This is a genomic window from Acuticoccus sp. MNP-M23 (assembly GCF_031195445.1).
In the GTDB taxonomy this organism is placed as follows: domain Bacteria; phylum Pseudomonadota; class Alphaproteobacteria; order Rhizobiales; family Amorphaceae; genus Acuticoccus.
In genome coordinates, this window is record NZ_CP133480.1 from 320,313 (window position 1) to 337,321 (window position 17,009).

Annotated in this window: 17 protein-coding genes; 9 read left to right on the top strand and 8 right to left on the bottom strand. The window is 56.7% G+C overall.

The window, feature by feature from the left end; genetic code table 11:
• Positions 1–40: 40 nt before the first annotated feature.
• A complete protein-coding gene (locus RDV64_RS01485; protein WP_309197523.1) occupies positions 41–1,462 on the top strand; it encodes a DNA cytosine methyltransferase in 1,422 nt (473 codons plus the stop codon).
• Here the strand turns inward: RDV64_RS01485 and RDV64_RS01490 are convergent.
• The 4 genes from RDV64_RS01490 to RDV64_RS01505 form a co-directional block, all read right to left on the bottom strand.
• Positions 1,406–2,335 carry a hypothetical protein gene (locus RDV64_RS01490; RefSeq protein WP_309197524.1) on the bottom strand — a complete coding sequence of 310 codons (930 nt, stop codon included), beginning with the start codon at positions 2,333–2,335 and terminating at the stop codon, positions 1,406–1,408. The genes RDV64_RS01485 and RDV64_RS01490 overlap by 57 nt on opposite strands.
• The gene (locus RDV64_RS01495; RefSeq protein ID WP_309197525.1) at positions 2,332–4,683 is read right to left on the bottom strand and encodes a sensor histidine kinase; all 2,352 of its coding nucleotides are present in this window, start codon (positions 4,681–4,683) and stop codon (positions 2,332–2,334) included. The genes RDV64_RS01490 and RDV64_RS01495 overlap by 4 nt, the downstream gene beginning before the upstream one ends.
• 831 nt (positions 4,684–5,514) lie before the next feature.
• Complete coding sequence (locus RDV64_RS01500; protein WP_309197526.1) at positions 5,515–5,883, bottom strand: hypothetical protein; 369 nt, start codon at positions 5,881–5,883, stop codon at positions 5,515–5,517.
• Positions 5,884–5,923: 40 nt separating this feature from the next.
• Positions 5,924–6,160 (bottom strand): hypothetical protein, encoded by a 237-nt coding sequence (locus RDV64_RS01505; protein ID WP_309197527.1) that lies wholly within the window; start codon positions 6,158–6,160, stop codon positions 5,924–5,926.
• A gap of 147 nt (positions 6,161–6,307) precedes the next feature.
• Between RDV64_RS01505 and RDV64_RS01510 the strand changes: the two genes are divergently transcribed.
• A complete protein-coding gene (locus tag RDV64_RS01510; RefSeq protein WP_309197528.1) occupies positions 6,308–6,958 on the top strand; it encodes a TetR/AcrR family transcriptional regulator in 651 nt (216 codons plus the stop codon).
• Positions 6,955–7,923 (top strand): L-histidine N(alpha)-methyltransferase, encoded by a 969-nt coding sequence (locus RDV64_RS01515; protein ID WP_309197529.1) that lies wholly within the window; start codon positions 6,955–6,957, stop codon positions 7,921–7,923. Before RDV64_RS01510 ends, RDV64_RS01515 begins: the two co-directional genes overlap by 4 nt.
• 95 nt (positions 7,924–8,018) lie before the next feature.
• On the opposite strand, the gene RDV64_RS01520 is transcribed toward RDV64_RS01515, so the two are convergent.
• From RDV64_RS01520 to RDV64_RS01535, 4 genes are all read right to left on the bottom strand, one after another.
• Positions 8,019–9,941 (bottom strand): type IV secretory system conjugative DNA transfer family protein, encoded by a 1,923-nt coding sequence (locus tag RDV64_RS01520; RefSeq protein ID WP_309197530.1) that lies wholly within the window; start codon positions 9,939–9,941, stop codon positions 8,019–8,021.
• Positions 9,938–10,162 carry a hypothetical protein gene (locus RDV64_RS01525; RefSeq protein WP_309197531.1) on the bottom strand — a complete coding sequence of 75 codons (225 nt, stop codon included), beginning with the start codon at positions 10,160–10,162 and terminating at the stop codon, positions 9,938–9,940. The genes RDV64_RS01520 and RDV64_RS01525 overlap by 4 nt, the downstream gene beginning before the upstream one ends.
• Positions 10,162–10,632 (bottom strand): hypothetical protein, encoded by a 471-nt coding sequence (locus tag RDV64_RS01530; RefSeq protein ID WP_309197532.1) that lies wholly within the window; start codon positions 10,630–10,632, stop codon positions 10,162–10,164. The genes RDV64_RS01525 and RDV64_RS01530 overlap by 1 nt, the downstream gene beginning before the upstream one ends.
• A gap of 87 nt (positions 10,633–10,719) precedes the next feature.
• A complete protein-coding gene (locus tag RDV64_RS01535) occupies positions 10,720–11,400 on the bottom strand; it encodes a hypothetical protein (RefSeq protein WP_309197533.1) in 681 nt (226 codons plus the stop codon).
• A gap of 181 nt (positions 11,401–11,581) precedes the next feature.
• On the opposite strand from RDV64_RS01535, the gene RDV64_RS01540 reads away from it, so the two are divergent.
• The 6 genes from RDV64_RS01540 to RDV64_RS01565 all read left to right on the top strand — a co-directional run bounded on the left by RDV64_RS01540 (position 11,582) and on the right by RDV64_RS01565 (position 17,007).
• The gene (locus tag RDV64_RS01540) at positions 11,582–11,983 is read left to right on the top strand and encodes a hypothetical protein (RefSeq protein ID WP_309197534.1); all 402 of its coding nucleotides are present in this window, start codon (positions 11,582–11,584) and stop codon (positions 11,981–11,983) included.
• Between the two features lie 38 nt (positions 11,984–12,021).
• A complete protein-coding gene (locus RDV64_RS01545) occupies positions 12,022–13,251 on the top strand; it encodes a hypothetical protein (protein WP_309197535.1) in 1,230 nt (409 codons plus the stop codon).
• A gap of 147 nt (positions 13,252–13,398) precedes the next feature.
• On the top strand, positions 13,399–13,701 hold the full coding sequence (locus RDV64_RS01550) for a hypothetical protein (RefSeq protein ID WP_309197536.1): 303 nt from the start codon (positions 13,399–13,401) through the stop codon (positions 13,699–13,701).
• Positions 13,702–15,324, top strand: coding sequence for a recombinase family protein (locus tag RDV64_RS01555; RefSeq protein WP_309197537.1), 1,623 nt, complete (start codon positions 13,702–13,704; stop codon positions 15,322–15,324). It begins immediately after the preceding gene.
• Between the two features lie 112 nt (positions 15,325–15,436).
• Positions 15,437–16,570, top strand: coding sequence for an integrase arm-type DNA-binding domain-containing protein (locus RDV64_RS01560; RefSeq protein WP_309197538.1), 1,134 nt, complete (start codon positions 15,437–15,439; stop codon positions 16,568–16,570).
• The gene (locus RDV64_RS01565; protein WP_309197539.1) at positions 16,567–17,007 is read left to right on the top strand and encodes a hypothetical protein; all 441 of its coding nucleotides are present in this window, start codon (positions 16,567–16,569) and stop codon (positions 17,005–17,007) included. The genes RDV64_RS01560 and RDV64_RS01565 overlap by 4 nt, the downstream gene beginning before the upstream one ends.
• Positions 17,008–17,009: the final 2 nt, after the last annotated feature.

Here is a 17,009-nt window from a genome sequence, read left to right on the forward strand (position 1 = left end):
GGAGACCGCCGGTCACGCCTGCAGCTTGCTGCAGGTTGCCTTGACGGCAGGGGGGCGGCAGCCCCTAATTAAAAAAGAGGCAAAGACAGCCCGGACGCTCCGACGCGCCACCTACCTTTTTTCAAAAAAATTTAGCCTGGCGCTAGCTGTCGAACTAAGGCATAGTATTTCTATGGAGAACAACACTGCACCAAAATTATTTATCGATATCTTTGCAGGCTGCGGAGGGTTATCCCTAGGCTTAATGCGTGCAGGATGGCAATGTTCTTTTGCTATCGAGAAAAACGATGATGCATTCTCAACATATAAGCACAACCTCATCGAAGGCCGATACTCAAGTAGCTTTAAATGGCCTAAATGGCTTGAAAAGAGAGCGCATGATATAGATGAAATAATTTCAGAATACCGCGACGAGCTTTTAGATCTTCGCGGAAAAGTAGACTTAATAGCAGGTGGGCCTCCCTGCCAGGGTTTTTCGTCTGCTGGAAGGCGGCTGCATCACGATCCACGGAATAAGTTGTTCGAGCGCTATTTGGATCTCGTTAATATATTGAAGCCAAATGCTATACTAATTGAGAATGTTCGTGGGTTCACCTCTGATTTCACCAAAAAATCTTCCGTAAAAAACTATTCTTTAGCGCTGGCCGAGCGTCTGTCTTTGGATTATGACGTTTATCAAAAACTCTATAACGTATCCGAATTTGGTGTACCGCAAGCACGTACGCGTTTTTTTCTGATCGCACATCGAAAAGGCCTCAATGCAGAAAATCCCTTTCACATTATTGACGACGTAGTTCCGACATTTTTGCGGAGAAACAATCTTCGCAATCCGGTTACTGCGAAAGAGGCGCTCTCTAGCTTAGAAATAAGTAAGGGTGGGATCCGTGCGTCTAAAGAAACAAAGGGATTTATGGAGATATGCCCCACGCACTCCACCACATCCTATCAAAAATATCTGTCTACAGATTGCGCAACGATTGATAGTTTGCGATTGGCAAGGCACTCAAATGAAATCGCAAAGCGATTTGAAATTATTATTGAACATAGCCATCGGATTGGTCGGCTAAATACAGTAATTGATGGAGAATTAAAGGGTCAACTTGGTATAAAGAAGAAAGCTATTCGAGTCCTTGATCCTGATCGCCCATCTCCTACTATCACGAGCATGCCCGATGATCTTCTGCATTATTCTGAGCCCAGAGCACTAACCGTACGTGAAAATGCTAGGCTGCAGAGCTTTCCCGACTGGTTTTCGTTCAAAGGGAAATATACAACCGGTGGCGAACGAAGAAAATACGAAGTTCCCCGCTTCACCCAGGTCGCAAACGCTGTTCCTCCTGTTGTCGCAGAGGTCTTTGGCATTGCTTTGCTCGACATTGCGCAGAAAATATGTAGCCAAGAAAAATCATGTAGTGCCCACTCGAGTCAGGATCGTATGAAGCTCTCGAAATTGACTGCGTAGGTCAAGAATTGTGCAACGAAGTTCTCGCATATCGTCCACTGTAATTGAGGCATTGTCCTCCACTACATCAGACAATTGCTGGCTCTTCGGATTTAGCACCTGATGACCGAGATTGTTTCTTCTCGGAACCACGTTGTTGATATAAGCCGTAACGGCATCACGATACCCGCTCCCACTGCTATGTGTCTTAAGCATGGCGCTAAGCATCCGAAGTCTATCGTTGGCGGTAAATAGCATATGTGACTTCAAAAGTTCTACGAAGTCAGACGATATATGTAGTGCCTCCGAGCGCTCATTCATTTCTTTAACTTTGTTTGATACCCTCTGAAGGGCGTCAGCGATGAAGGCTGCCTTCCCTCGTTCATCGAGGGCTTGGTGTAATGCACTTAAACATTGACCCGCTAAAAGGTCTATATCACTCGTCGCACCCATTACAATTCCACGGGTATGATCCAAATCTAGAACCTTTTTTACTAAAGATTCAAAAACACCCACCACTTCATCGACTAAATCAGCTCTGCGAACGCAAAAGATACCCTCCAGATTATTATCGAAAACGAGTTTTCGGAGCTCGTGAGCTTCGGTCATAGCTGAATAAAATACTACATCCTTATAAGGAATTCGCTCTCTGATTTCTCGAATAGCGTCTTGCCCCTGAACACCGGAACCTAAATCCCAGTCCACAAGAACAAGGTCTATCTCATCGCAAAATATGTTGTCGGCAACCTTTTCACGAACTTCAGGAACCGAATTGCATTTCGTCGCACAAAATTCGAACCCCTCATCGCGCATAGCATTCTTTATCGCCCTGATTTGCGCGTCGATCCTGTCCGGCTGGTCATCAACCCACAAAACATTAAAATCTAACCTCATTTTTTATTCCCAGATTTTGCGATAATAATCGAGAAGCCGACTCCTGACATCGGGTGTTCATTAACAACATCGATACTTCCGCCCATCTGACCAAGTACCTGCCGAACATGGTAAAGACCAAGGCCAGAGCCATGCGTTGTGGTATAGCCCATTTCGAAAATTCTACCTCTATCGACACCCTTCGCAAAACCTCGTCCATTGTCAGAGACGTTGATCAGCAACCCTTTACTCGCACTTTGACGCAGCGTGAACCGAATCTCCGATGCCTTCGCGCGTCGCGCATTACTGACAAGATTGTCCACGACAATTGACACGTCGATTGGATTAAAACGTTTCCTAAACTCAGGATGATCATTTTCAACGACAACCCGTAAACGCGCACCACCAGCGCCTCTAGCAATACCATCAATATACTCTTCAATGAACGATGCTAAATCAGCTTCAATCTTCTCAGAATCAAGTTGGAAATTCGCCTTCGTCGCGAATCTGGCAACCGCTTGAACTTTTCTATTTAAGAAAGCGATCTGCTCTAGAGCTTGAAGCAGGGCCTCGCGGGGAACGGTCTCCTGCCCTTGAGTGTCGGTGATGAGATTTTCGATCTGCTGATTGATGTCGACAGAGTAGATAGTCACCTGATGATGTAGATTGACGATTGTGGCTGTGTCTAAATTGACTGCAGCTTCAAGGAAGTGAGATCTACGCCTTTCGACTTCGACAGCGGCCTCAGCAACTGCAGCACGCTCGGTAGCTCTTAGAGCAATCTCCCGCTGCCGGTCAGCGACCTTTCTGGCTTCTGATTCAGATGTTCTTAGTTCTTCAAACCGCTTTTCGGCCTGATCAATACCCTTAAGAAATTCTCTGTCACCGACTTTGCCAGCGATCGTTCGAAGATCGACTAGGCTACTCTCGAACTGCGACGAGCGCTCGTTGAGAAGGCCCACCAACCGACGGCTAAAATCAATAAGTTCTACGTCATCATTATCTACGAGTGCAGCGACCGCCGCCGATACTCTGGCTCGCCCCGGATCAGTGAGCAATCGTGATAAATCGTTAGTTTCCGCCTCCGCTTTATCTACCCAAGAAACCGGAACAACATATTTTTCCAGACGCCTTAGACAATGGTCCATGACACACTTCTGAAGTTGCCTGACCGCCGGCGTATCAATTAATCCTTGGTTGCGACTTGAAGACTCTTGAAAATCTTCATTGTCACCATAGACGTCGATGCGGCCTATTACCTCGCGCGTGCCAAGATAGCGGCTATGGCCTTGCTGTTTTCTTCTTGCAAACCCGAACCAGTCGTCACCATCTTCGCCAACCGGATAGACTCTAAACCCATTTCGAAATAAAAAAACCGAACCAAACTGAACCGATGGCAATCCAACACGTCGAGCGAATGTTAGTTTGGCTGAATGGTTTAAATAGTACATCTCGCATCTAAATCCAGAACCCTCTAAATCGGGATATGGATTGGGTTCACGAATTTTGTATATTAATTCTCCGCGGTCTGTTAGCGCGCTTTCAATTTTATCATCGATAATTTCTACTATAAGAAAAGTAGTCTTCTCTTGTAAGTCGCTAAATATGAAATTTCCGACTTTTCCATTAATGATGTCACGGCTCGATAGGGGAACTCCTTTTGATTTTGCTCTAAGTCGAGCCTCATGATCTCTATCTTCTTCGTGTGGAGCAATAATATCTATCGAGAATTCGTCCACATCCGAACCAAACGGATTGATGAGCTTAGCTAATGAGGATTTGAGATTCTTAATTTCATCTCTGTTCCATTCAAAACGCAAATTTTTAATCTCAATGATTGTGCCGCTGACTAAAGATTCCTTGAATGATTTAAGATGATTGAGGACTTCGAACTCGTTTCGTTCTTCGTACATAACAGGTATTGATTCAAATTTTGCCTTTATATTTTGGTCAAAAAGTGCCCAATTAATTTCAAGCCTATGTATTCGCTCTTCTCGCCCTTTTAATTTGGTTTGAAGGACGATGTCCTCGCCGAGACGGTCCGTGGAGAAACGGCCAATCCCCTTACTGCCGGCATAATGCGTCCGATTCGCAATGCGGTCACGAAAGTCGTCTTCGGATGCATCACGCTTGGCTGAATATGCAACGAAAAGCCATCGATTGATGAGATCGTCGTAAGACATACCAGAGCCATTGTCTGCAACAACGATCAGATCTTCGTCGAACAATATTTTTACTTCGGTTGCACCAGCATCGAAGGAATTCTTGACCAGCTCAAAGATGGCGACTTCATCATCGGTTATTAGCTCTTGACCGAGTACTCTTTTGAGCCCTGTACTGACATCAAAATGGAGGCTTTTTTGCGTCATAGCATATACTTATCACGTACTCGAGTTTGGTTCACGGTTTTTGTGAGTTGCTGGCTCAAAGAAGTCTGATAGCTGAACATATGCAGAAGGCGACAAACAACAAGCTCTGGCTTGGTGTTCTCACTCCAAATTCGGCACATTCTCTCGCAACGTGCGGTTTCAGGTTGGATTTCAGTCTCTCTTCCTACAGACACGGGTTTGTCGGCTCACCAATATAGGTAGCTTTTTCGTTGTCCAGTGGCACGGCGTTCGATCCTCTTCTCTCCTGCGGGGTCAGGGGCTCGAAAGTACGTGCGGTAGTGTCGCTGGCGGATTGGCACTGGTCCAGGCTGCGTAGGGCCGGTCTCCATGAAAGCGTCAGGGATCGGCGGGGCAGGAATGCCGTTTGATCGATGGAGTGCAGGGAGAGAGACGTCTCCTTCGTTTTCGAGGAAATCGCCATGGGGATCTTCGGGGGAGCGCGGAGGCTCCCTCGCAAATCGCAGTTGAGCGGCCAGACGCCTCGTCCATCGTTCGGTGCAGGTGGAGAGGGACGTCTCCAAGCCCTGCCAGGGATTGACCGGCTATACAGTCTGCTAGCTCTGGCCAGAGCTCAATGCTCTGACGGAGCCATGGGCCGGGGGGATGCAACGGGGGCGCGCCAGCGGGCCCCCTTGCCAAGAGGGTGCTGTAGTACAGCACACATCTTGCGGCTCGTGGCTTCGCCGTAATTTCCGTGTCCTGACGTTCGATCTCGTGGCCTAGCTGCGTCGTCCTATGGCTCCTGATAGCGCACAAAAAAACGGCCAGCGAGTTTGTCGCCAGCCGCAAGGAGTGGGGCACTCTTTGGGATCAGGTTCCGGTTTTCTGAGCGGCCGCGAATGGTGGCGTCCCGTCGACAATCTTCATCGCAGCTGAGAGCTCGGCGGCGGCGATGCCTGCATCCATTGACGCTTCCCTAAGTAGGTCGGTTGTCCCGTTCACCTGCTGTTGTGTGTGAACGAGAAGCTGGCGAGTGATCTGCTCCTGGGAATGGTCATCCGCATCATTCGAAGTGGCCTGATCGAGGAGTTCCAGGCTTGATGATAGCTGCCCCGCCGCAATTCCGGCATCGATCGACGCCTCTCGTAAGAGGTATGCGGTCGAATCAATGTGGGCATGAGCGCTGCTGATGACTTGCTTCAGCAATCGCTCTGGTCTGTAGTTCGTAGATAATTTCATGTGTAGTCTCCTTATGATTTAAAGTATGGGCTTGGTCCGGTTATGCAGCTTTTGCGTATCCGGGGTTTTTCCATTCGTCCGGACATTCCGACATACAAATATCGTATGCGTCGAAGAACTGATCCCATGCCGACGCGCTCAACAAGCACGCCATCCATGTTGATCTCGATGTCTCGATACTTTTTCCAGCTCGCATCTCGGCGATAAAACACGCCAGCGCGAGTTGCGTATTGAGTTCAGCGATCTCGGACAGTGCTTTGCATTCCATATAGTCCATCAAATTATCCTCTCGAATTTAAAATATTGCGGCGGTGAAACAATTTTCATAACAGCAACAGGATAGATATTTATAGACAAAGAGTTAAAATTAGATTAATAAATCAGAATAATAGACGTATTATCATAATTTTTATTAAAACTTACTATGATTGAACTTAACCAAATTGATGCCGCGCTCGGTCTTATAGGCCGCAGCCGCAAGGAAATCGCCGCCGCGCTAAGTATCCCGGAAGGAACGGTCTACTCTTACTTCGGTGGCAAGGCCGCAATTCCAGCCGCGCGGCTTCGAGATATCCAGGGGTGGCTTGAGCATCAGGGCGTCGAGTTCATCGAAGGCGGAGCACGGCTCCGCCGCTCCAACATCCGAGAATTCAAAGGACAAAGCGGCTTCTGGGCCTTCTACGACGACATCTACGAGACCGTGCGGGCGAGCGGCGGCTCGATCCTGATCAGCGGCGTGGATGATGCTGTCTTCCTGAAATGGCTTGGTCCCAAGGCCAAAGAACATCACGACCGCATGAGCGAATTGAACAACTTCACCATGAAGTCGATCATTCGGGAAGGCGATAAAAACGCCTCCGCGTCATACGGTGATGTCGAATATCGATGCATCGACACCGAAAGTTTTTCAGATATCCCATTTTACCTCTATGGCAACAAGACGGGGATCATCGAGTTCAAGGAAAATGACGTTTGGGTATCCGTTATCGACAGCCCCCGTATTCATGAGGCCTTCCGTAACTTTTTCTTCGCCGCCTGGAAGCGTGCGAAACCGTTCGTCGCGGAGGGCGCATGACCCAACTTCTTGTCAGAGACGCACCGTTCCCAATCGATGTACTTCCCGCCGGATTTGAAGCCGATTTAGCTTCGGCCGCCTCGGGTGATCCGACTGGGCAGCTTCTCAAATATTTGTTCCGTGGATTCGACGATGTGCTGGACGACGACGCTTATCACGTCACCGATGATGAAGCGCGGTTGATCCAGGACGTCGCCCCAGACGTCGCCGAGACTGTCGGCATGGGCGGACACATGATCGAGCTCGGCTGCGGCACCGCGTCTGCGGTCAGGGCGAAGACTGTCCCTTTGGTTAGAGAACTACGACCAACGAGTTATACCGCCAACGATCTATGGCCCGAGCACGCTGAGGCGGGGCGCGCCACAGTGGCTGATGCTTTCCCTGGCTTGAAGGTCTCGGCGCTTGCCGCTGATTTCATGAACGCGGCTCGGCCCTGGCCTGTTACTCCAGGCAGCGTGCTTTGCATTGGGGCGACGATCAGCAATCTCATCACTGACCCCACCGTCGACGAAGCGCACGACGTTTTGAGAGGCTCGTTGACTCACCTGGCCCGTCTTGCCGGCCCAGATGGTCACATGATCGTTTCATACGACACGACGCGTGACGGTTTGGCCTTGGAGCGAATATACAACACCGCTGCGCACAGCCGTTTCAGGCTGGGAATTGTGCCGATGATTGACGCGCTCTGCCGTCGCGACATTGATGCAAGGCTTTTCTCATCTCCTGCTGTTTGGTCGCCACGCAAGCAATGCCTGACCCATCTCCTGATTCCGAAAGAGCGGATAGAAGCCGATCTCGCGCGCGCCCCTTTCGTACTCGAACGTGGTCAGCCGTTGCCGCTGGGCGTTTCCTATAAATTCACACCAGAAGTTTTCGCCGCCGCTGCTGGGGCCGCAGACATCGCCTTATCGGGACGCTTTACGCGTACCGATAACAGCGCAGCATTAGAAACCCTGTCTCTTTAAAAAATGAAAGAAGCCGCCGCACGGTTAGTTGATGCGGCGGCTTCTTCGGTGATGGAGCCGGTGGCAGCGATTAAACCGCGGCCAAGCGAGGGGCGTCACCCTTGAGAGCGTGACGCCTTTGCCAAGATCTTCTTGAGTTCGTCGGCAAAGAGCTCTGCGTTATCGATCACGCGCCTGCGGTGGTCGGCAAACGCCTTGCGGTTATTCTCGGCGGCCGCGAGCGCCTCCGCGTTGGTAAAGAACGGCTCGCGGATCGGGTCGTAGAGACCGGCGAACGTTGGATCGTCGAAGAAGTTCTTTCGCCGGAGCGCGATCGGTCGTTCGCCCTTGATCGTGACCAGCGCCGTCATCGCCTCGCGCCGGAAGTGCCGCTCGATCTCGTCGGGGAGTAGCAGCGGCGCCTTCTGCACCTGCTCGTTGGCCGAGGTAGAGGTGCTGGCGCTCTGGCCGTGCGACGACTGGTCGGTCATGAAGCTGAGTGGGCCCGTCATCAGGGCCATTGGCGAGCGCGACTGCAAGAGTCCCTGGACGTGCTGGAACGCCGCCGGCTCGTTCGTGGTCGCGGTGAAATTGGTGCTGACGTTCTGCACGCGCTGCACCACTTCCGCCTCGCCGAGCTTTTTCGAGAAGAAGCCGAGTGACGTCTCGTCTGAGTTGGCGAAGCCTTCGACCACGCCGGCGTTGCCGAGGAAGGTCTCCCAGCCTTCCTTGTAGTAGCGCTTCAGCTGCGGGATGTCCTGGACGATCACCCAGAGTTTTACACCGAAGCCTGCCGCATATCCCGCGGCGTGCTCGATGATCGCCATGTGTTTGAGGCTGGCGAATTCTTCCAGCAAGAAGAGCACCGGCTTGCCGGTGGCGGGCTCGGCGTCGATCTCGTACATGCGGTTGAGGCATGCGTTGATAACAAGCCGAAGCCAACGCCCGCAGTCGTTCATCCGCTGCGGCGGCAGGCAGAGATAGAGCGTCACGCCTTTCTTGTCGGTCTTGATGCTGTCCATGTCGAAGCTCGACGTGCGCAGCACCTCGCGCATCGCGGGGCGCTCGATGAACTCCAGGCTGAGCCGTGCGGTGGAGAGGACGCTGCCGCGCTCCCGGTCACCCATGTCGAGCACCATGGAGGCCGCGGCCGAGATGATGCCGCCGAACTCCTCCCGCCGCTTCATGAGGTAGAGAAGGTAGGTGAACGCGTCGGGATCATGCTCCGATGCGCCGTGTGCGTCCTGGTCGGCCTGGAGCTGCGCCCAGGCCCCGCGGGTGAGGAGGTCGTAGACCGTGATCAGATTGCGGTCCGGCCGTCCCGCGTAGGCGACGCACACATAGAGCAGGATGCCCTTGATGAGGCTCCGGGCGGAGTCGTCGAAGTGTGCGTGCTCCGGGTTGGTGCGCACGATCAGCGCCTCGACGATGGACGTCGCCCGGTCGATCATCTGCGGGTCGGCCGGGTCCAGGGTGTCGAGCGGATTCCAGGATGCCTTGTAGCCGTCCGGCAATTTGGTGGTGTCGTAGGGGTCGAGCACCGCCACCGTCTGGCCGAGGCCGTCGCAGTGTTTTGAGCCCATGCCCCGACGGGACGCGGTGATCTTCGCGTTCTCGCCCTTCGGGTCGATGCAGATCACAGAGCCCGGATAGAGGCAAAGGTTCGGGATGATCCGCGATGTGCCTTTACCCCCGCGGGTGCCGCCGTCAGTCACCATGTGGCGATCGTCATCGATGCCGATGTCGATCTCGTCGGTCTCCTCCAGCGCCGACACATGCGCGTCGAGCTGGCGGGATACGTTGTCGAGCCAAGCGGGGTCGAGGTTCTGAATGGCCGCCAGCGTCTGCTTCAGTTCACCGAGGCGCTGAATGACAATCAATGCGTCCGCGTGCGGAATCGGAAGGACGCCGAGCCAGATATCGCCGTCCTGATAGCGATGCGCTGCGACCTCATGAGGAAAAGCCCACCGCGCTGTCGCGGTGGGCGTCGCCTGACCGGGCGGCAGCGTGCCGCGCGGAAAGTTTGATGTGATGCTCATAGACTGAAATCGAAGCCCCTGTAGCGGCGCTTCGAAGATGCGCGGATATCGGAAAGGCGCTGCCCGTCGCCGCGCATGGAAGCCCAGCCGGCCCCCTGCGCCTCTCCGCCGCTGTCGATTCCGAGCGGCCTGTAGCGGCCTTCAACCGCTTTGTCGAACGCCGGCTTACTGCCGGCGTCCGCACCATGGATCTCTTTTGCAAAAGAGCTGATCGAGCGCATCAGAGGCCCTCCCCATAGCGTTTGCGATAGGTGCGCGCGTTCGGCAGGGTCTCATTGAAGTAGGCGTTCGCCATTGCCTGGCAGTACATGGCGAGTTGCGGGTCGAGGAACATGGAAGCGGCACAGATGCCGTTCCATTGCGCCTGAGATCGCTCCAGCCCGCCACGGGCCTCGGCCACGGGAATCTGCTCGGCAAGATCGAGGTTCTTCTCGTTGTCGGCGTGCATGATCCCGCCGTAGAAGTCACCCGCCGCACCGCCTGCAATCTTCGACGGCTTGATGTCATCGGGGCCGACCACCTGTAGTGCGACCACCGCCACGACGACCCACAGCATGATGGTCCGTCCGCGCTTGGGGCGCATCTGCGCCTGCTGCGCGAGCATGAGCTGCGGGTCGAGGAACGGCGAGCCGGCCGGCTGACTGGCACCCGCCAAGCCGAGCTTGTGCTTGGTTTGAGGTGTCTGAAGCATTCGCAAAAGCCTCCACATTGGTGTTGAGGCTCGCATCCTCTCAGCACCAAGCGCCGAGGCCGGGCGCTTTCCGGGAAAGTCGGGGTCTCAGGTCAGCGAAATCTGCAGCGGATCTTGTCTGAGCTCCTCGATCAGAACCTCGTGCAGCTTTGCTGCATCGTGCGACGGCCCTTCGCCGGATTGCGGGATCGTAGGTTCGAGTTCGCCCGAGGCAGTCATCGCGCGTCCGACGATCATCGTATGCGACCACCGCTGTTTCATGATGAGGGTGCGGTCCTCGCCCCGTTCGCCACCAATCCCAAGCCGCCGATAAAAATCGGCGATCGTGTCGTTGAAGTCGACGGCATGGCGAAGTGCCTCCTCGTCTTCGAATATGGCCGTGATCGGGCATCCGCGGCAGATGCGGTCCTGCCGACGGCCCTGCACGAAGTTCGACCGGCATCGCTTGTTCTCGTAGCAAAGCGAGATCACGCCGTAGACGGCACGCGTGACGACCTCTTCGTAGTTGAGGCGATGGGTGCTGAAGAGATCGCCGGGGCTGTGCCACCGAAAGAATGGTGGCGCAAGGAGCCTCGGACGAAGCGCCAAGGTGATCGAAATGACGCTCTTGCGGGAGACCCCGGCCTCTTTGGCAAGGCCGGTCATCGGCTCGCCGTAGGCAAAACCGCGGACAATTCTCTGGCTTGAGTCGTCCGCAATGCGGATGCCTTCGATCAGTGCCACTCGCCCCTCCGCTAAACCCCCAACTCGCGACAGGCGGAAAATCAACCGCTTAGCGCTTCGAGAGAAGCCGTTCGCGTCGAATTCGACTTACTTCGCGCTGAGCCGTCTTGGAACCATCTTGCAGCGGTTCTACCCTCTTCTTGCCTCCTGAAAAGCGCCAAGCGCGCCAACCGAAAAGCCGGGACTCCGCCCGGAATCCGGTGTGGTCAGCGCAAGGAGGCGCATCATGAAACACTATGTTGTTCTCGCGGACTGGGAAATCCGCGACTTTGAAATCTATGTCGAGCGGATCTGGCGCCCGGCAAAAGCAAAGGGAATCGCCCGCGTTCCATGGCTCGACGCCTTGACGCTGGTGTTTCTCTACGAAGCTCAAGTGTTCTGGCCGAGCGGGCGCGTCCTCGAACTCCCGCACATTCACCACATTTTCCCTGATCCAGAAAACCGGTGGATGTCCGATTTTCTTGCCGCCGACGAAAGCGGTCTTCTGCCACGCACACACTGCCGGATCATTCCGCGTCTGCGCCTGATCGCGCTTTATTGCGACATTGCCGCCGACGCACATGCGGTGCGCAGGAGTCTCCCAGCGGCTTCCCAGCAGGCGCCCGGCGGTCGCCGTCTCCTCCCGTAGGACTCCGTCCATCACCAATGAACCAGGAGGAGAACGTGATGAATGAATTGCCCCGGCTGCCCCGCGGTGGGCGGCCACGAGATAGGCAAACCAAAGCCATAGTCGAGCGGCTGGACCTCTCCGCGGGTCCAGCTTCGAACGATGAGGCGAACCGCCTCATCGATGCGATGAACCTCGGCAACTTCCAACGCCTTGCCGCCGGGGTCGGCGGCATGATCGGTCTGACGTCCTTCTTCGGCTTAAGACATGTGCTCGGCAGCGAAGGCGGCATGAGCGCGTGGATCATCCCGTTGGCCCTCGCCGTGGCACTTGCCTTAACGCTGGCCGGGGCCTGGCATGTTCTGCTTGCCACCGCTGCGAGGTCGCCCGAGAACCGGCCGAAGCACAGCTGGCTTCTTGCGTCGGGCTGCGGGCTCGTGGTCGCCCACGTGCTGACTTCGAGTCTGTTCATGGCAACGGCCATCGGCGGCGCCACGGCGCTTCAGCACCATCGATACCAGACGCTGAACGATCTCACGGCCGCAGCTTCATCCCTTGCGGAAAAGAGCGAAAGAGATCGAGCCCTTCGCGGGGAGCTGGTGCAGGCGCAAACCGCAATTGACGGGCTGATCTCTTGTGAGGTGCGCGAGGGGTGTCTGTCGGGGACGCCAGGCTCAGGCACGGTGACCCGCGGTCTGGAACAAGTCGCGCGATCTTTTCAGGCGCAGGCGCAGGAGTTCGACACCAGCCTCGCCCGCCGGCCGACCCTGCTCGCCCAGGTTCGCGAGCAGATCGAGCGGGCACGCCGTGCGAACTTGCGTGGCGACGAGGACAATTTCGGCGCCGCGATCAACGCGGCCTCCAACGGGCTTCGCGCCGCGGAAGGTCTGAATGCACAATCGCTCATGGCGGGCTTCGCCACCACGAGCCGCATTCCGCAGGTCGAACAAATTTTCAGCCGCCTGCGCAACGCGACCACCGGCGGGCTCGATCTCTCCGCGCCGGTGGAGGTAACCGCATATGAACCGCTCGATCGGTCAGCGGCGGTGATGCGCTATGCCGAGAAGGTCCCGTTCGCCTGGGGTGTCGCCATCGCGGTGGACGCGCTGCCGCTGGCGCTCCTTATCCTTCTGATCCTTTCCGTGCGCCGGCCTGGGCCCGATCTGCCGGTGATCCCGTACGACTTCGACTATGACGAACTGATCGATCACGAGGAGGAAGAAGAGAGGCCGGAATCGGCGACGCCAACCCGTCGCTCGCCAAACACACGGAGCAGTCGACGCAAATGATGTTCTTTATTTGTTCTTGACAATCTCAGCAATAAAAACTACAATTCGAAGCAAATCAGCGGGCCGCTTTCCTGGAAAGCGCCCGCTTTTTCGTTGGCGCGCCCGTACACATGACGCCTGCGATCAGTATGGAAGGAGGTGTGCGCCATGGCGGGCAAGACAACAGACAACGAGGCGATCGAGGTTCTCGACGGGCTGACGGTGCAAGCCGCGGCGCGGCGGGCCGAGTTCGATGTCGCGCGCTACGCCGCGCTGCTTGAAGGCTCAGACCTCACCGAGGCGCAGAAGGGGCAGTTTCTGGAAGCGCTCTGGTCGATCATCGTCGCCTTCGTCGACCTCGGCTTCGGCGTGCATCCGCTTCAACAGGTCGAAGACGGAAAAATTCGCAGCGATTCCGGCGATCTGGTAAAATGCGGGGTCAGAAACGCCCAAGAAAAGGAGACCGTGTAGATGAACGTCCAACTGCTTCAAACCAATACTCAATACGCCTTTGCCGTCATCTATTGCCGGGTCTCTAGCGCTAAGCAGACCACGCGCGGCGATGGTCTGTCCTCCCAGGAAACGCGCTGCCGCGAGTTCGCCCGTTACAAGGGCTATCAGGTCAAGCACGTCTTCAAAGACGACATGTCCGGCAGCATGATCGACCGACCCGGCATGCGTGAGATGCTGGCGTTCCTCGACCGCAATCGCGCCGAGCCGCATGTCGTGATCATCGACGATATCTCCAGGCTCGCTCGCGGGCTCGATGCCCACCTTCAGCTCCGCAGCGCGATCGGCGCGGCGGGTGGGGTCCTGCAGAGCCCTTCGATCGAGTTCGGCGAAGACTCCGACTCCATCCTGGTCGAGAATCTGCTCGCGTCGGTGTCGCAGCATCAGCGGCAGAAAAACGGCGAGCAGACAATCAACCGCATGCGGGCACGGACCCTGAACGGCTACTGGGTATTCCAGGCGCCCGTCGGGTATCGCTACGCCCGCACCGCGGGCCACGGCAACTTGCTGGTGCGCGATGAGCCCTGCGCGTCAATCCTCACAGAGGCTCTTGAAGGGTTCGCATCAGGCCGTTTCGAGACACAGGTGGAGGTCAAGCGCTTCCTTGAAGCGCAGCCGGACTACCCGAAAGACATGCCGGGCGGGCTGATCCGCAATCAGCGCGTCTATGAGCTTCTGACCCGTGTCGTCTACGCCGGCTACATCGATGTACGGAACTGGGACGTCTCCCTTCGACCCGGCAAGCACGAGGGGCTGATCAGCTTCGCGACTTTCGAGCGGATTCAGGCACGGCTGAAGGAGGGGGCGAAAGCGCCCGCGCGGAAGGACATCAACGCGGATTTTCCGCTGCGGGGCTTCATCCTCTGTGATGATTGCGAGCGCCCGCTGACAGCCTGCTGGTCCAAAGGAAAGACGAAACGCTACCCCTACTATCTGTGCTCGACAAAGGGCTGCGCAAGCTATCGCAAATCCATCGCCCGCGCCGATCTCGAAGGGGACTTCGAGGCGCTGCTGCACGCGTTGCGTCCGGCCGAGAATCTCGTCGCGGTGGCGCGCGCCATGTTCAAGGACGCGTGGGACGCACGGCTGGCGCAGGCCAGCCAGGCCACGGCGTCGATCAAGGCGAAGCTCGCCGATCTTGAAAAGCAGATCGATCAGTTGCTAGACCGGATTGTCGACACCGCAAACACAAGCGTCGCGAAGGCCTACGAGCAACGAATCGCCAAGCTCCAGCGAGAGCAGGCGGTGGTCGCCGAACGGCTTGCCGAAACAGCGAAGCCGCGACGTACCTTTGAGGAGTCGTTCGAACTCGCGCTATCGTTTCTCTCAAACCCTTGGAAATTATGGGCTCCCGACAGCCTGGCACTGAAGCGAACGGTGCTAAGATTGGCGTTTTCGGAGCGGATTGCCTACCGCCGCGGGGAAGGACTTCGAACACCCAAAATCGCCATGCCTTTTAAGGCATTAGAGGCGTTTTGCGGGGGTGATTGTAAGATGGCGCACCCGACAGGAATAGAACCCGCGTCCATGCTTGGCCATCTTCGCCCACAAGCGTCCACGAAAATTAGGGGTTTCCGCGCGTAGTCACCTTGCGCCGTCCGCTTTCATCCATCATCGTCCACACCTATCCGGCCCGCGTTGGGGGATAGATTGGGGGATGGGGGATATGGTGCACCGAGGCGGCGGGCGGCTCACGGTGGCGACCGTGAAGGCCGCGCGAGTGCCGGGCAAGTACCACGACGGAACCGGCTGCGGCTTGTTCCTGAAGGTGGACAAGGCCGGGCGCAAGGCGTGGGTGCAACGGATCATCGTCGCACAACGGCGACGTGAAATCGGCCTCGGCTCATGGCCGCTGGTTTCCCTCGCCGAGGCTCGCGACGCCGCGCTCGACAACAAGCGCGCGACCCGAGAAGGCATCGACCCCCTCGCCGAACGGCGCAAGGCAAAACCCGTCACCTTCGCCGAAGCGACCCGACGCGCTCATGAGGAGTTGGCGCCGACGTGGAAGAACCAGCGCGATCGCGACGCCTTCCTTGCATCACACGAGAAGTGGACCTTCCCGCGGTTCGGCGAGGCGTCCGTGCGGGACGTCACGTCGGCCGACATCCGACAGGCCATCCTCGCCGCTCGCGCGGCAACGCCGGAGATCGGCCGCAAGCTGTCCTTCCGCACGTCGGCGGTGTTCAAGTGGTGCATCGCCGAAGGGCTTCGGGACGACAACCCGGCGACGCCGCAGGCCCTCGCACTTCCTCGGATGGAGGCCGGCAAGAACCATCGGAAGGCGCTGCCCTACGCGGACGTGAAGGACTGCGTTGCCGCCGTCCATGCGTCGGGGGCACACTCCACCACGAAGCTGGCCCTGGAGTTCCTGGTGCTGACCGCGAGCCGATCCGGCGAGGTGCGCGGCGCCCGATGGGAGGAGATGGACCGCAAGGCCCGCGTCTGGACTGTTCCGCCCGAACGCATGAAGTCGAGTCGGACGCACCGCATCCCGCTTTCCGACCGTGCCATCGCCATAATCGATCTGGCCGCGGACGCGGGCAACGGCTCCGAGCTTGTGTTCCCCTCCGCCCGCGGCCTCGTCATCAGCGACATGACGCTCTCCAAGCTCATCAAGGGGCTGGGGTTCAACGCGGATGTGCACGGCTTCAGAACCAGCTTCCGCACGTGGGCGCAGGAGTGTTCCGATGCGCCGTGGGAAGTCGCCGAGGCCGCGCTGGCACACGCGGTGGGCGACAAGGTGGAGCGGGCCTATGCCCGGTCGGACTTCTTCGCCAAGCGACGGGCGCTGATGGATGGATGGGCCGCGTTCTGTGGGGGCGCATCGTGAGCCGGACGCCGGACGAGAACAGCGCCCGCATCTACGCATCTATGATCCGGCACGAGCTTACGCGCCGCGACTTCGAAAGGGCGCGCGAGAAGGCAGCCGAAGCGATCCTTCGCGGCGATCCGATGGTGCCGGAGCTGCGGGACGCAATCGCCGATGCGCTCACCGCTCCGCCTCGGAAACGAGGAGAGCGCAAAGGACTGCCTCACGAGCGCTGGTTTAGTATTGGCCTCGATTACTACCATCTTCGCGGTCAATGCGGCCTCAGTTCGAAGGATGCCTATGCTGCTATGGCGGGCCGACCAGAGTATGGGAACATAGACATAGAGGCGCTGAAGGATCGGGTGGCGGTTTTCAACAAGCGTTGGCCGGGAATACTAGAAGACCTTCACGAGCGCGAGCGCGAGCGGCTGGCGCGGCTGGAGGCTGGCGGCAGGTAACG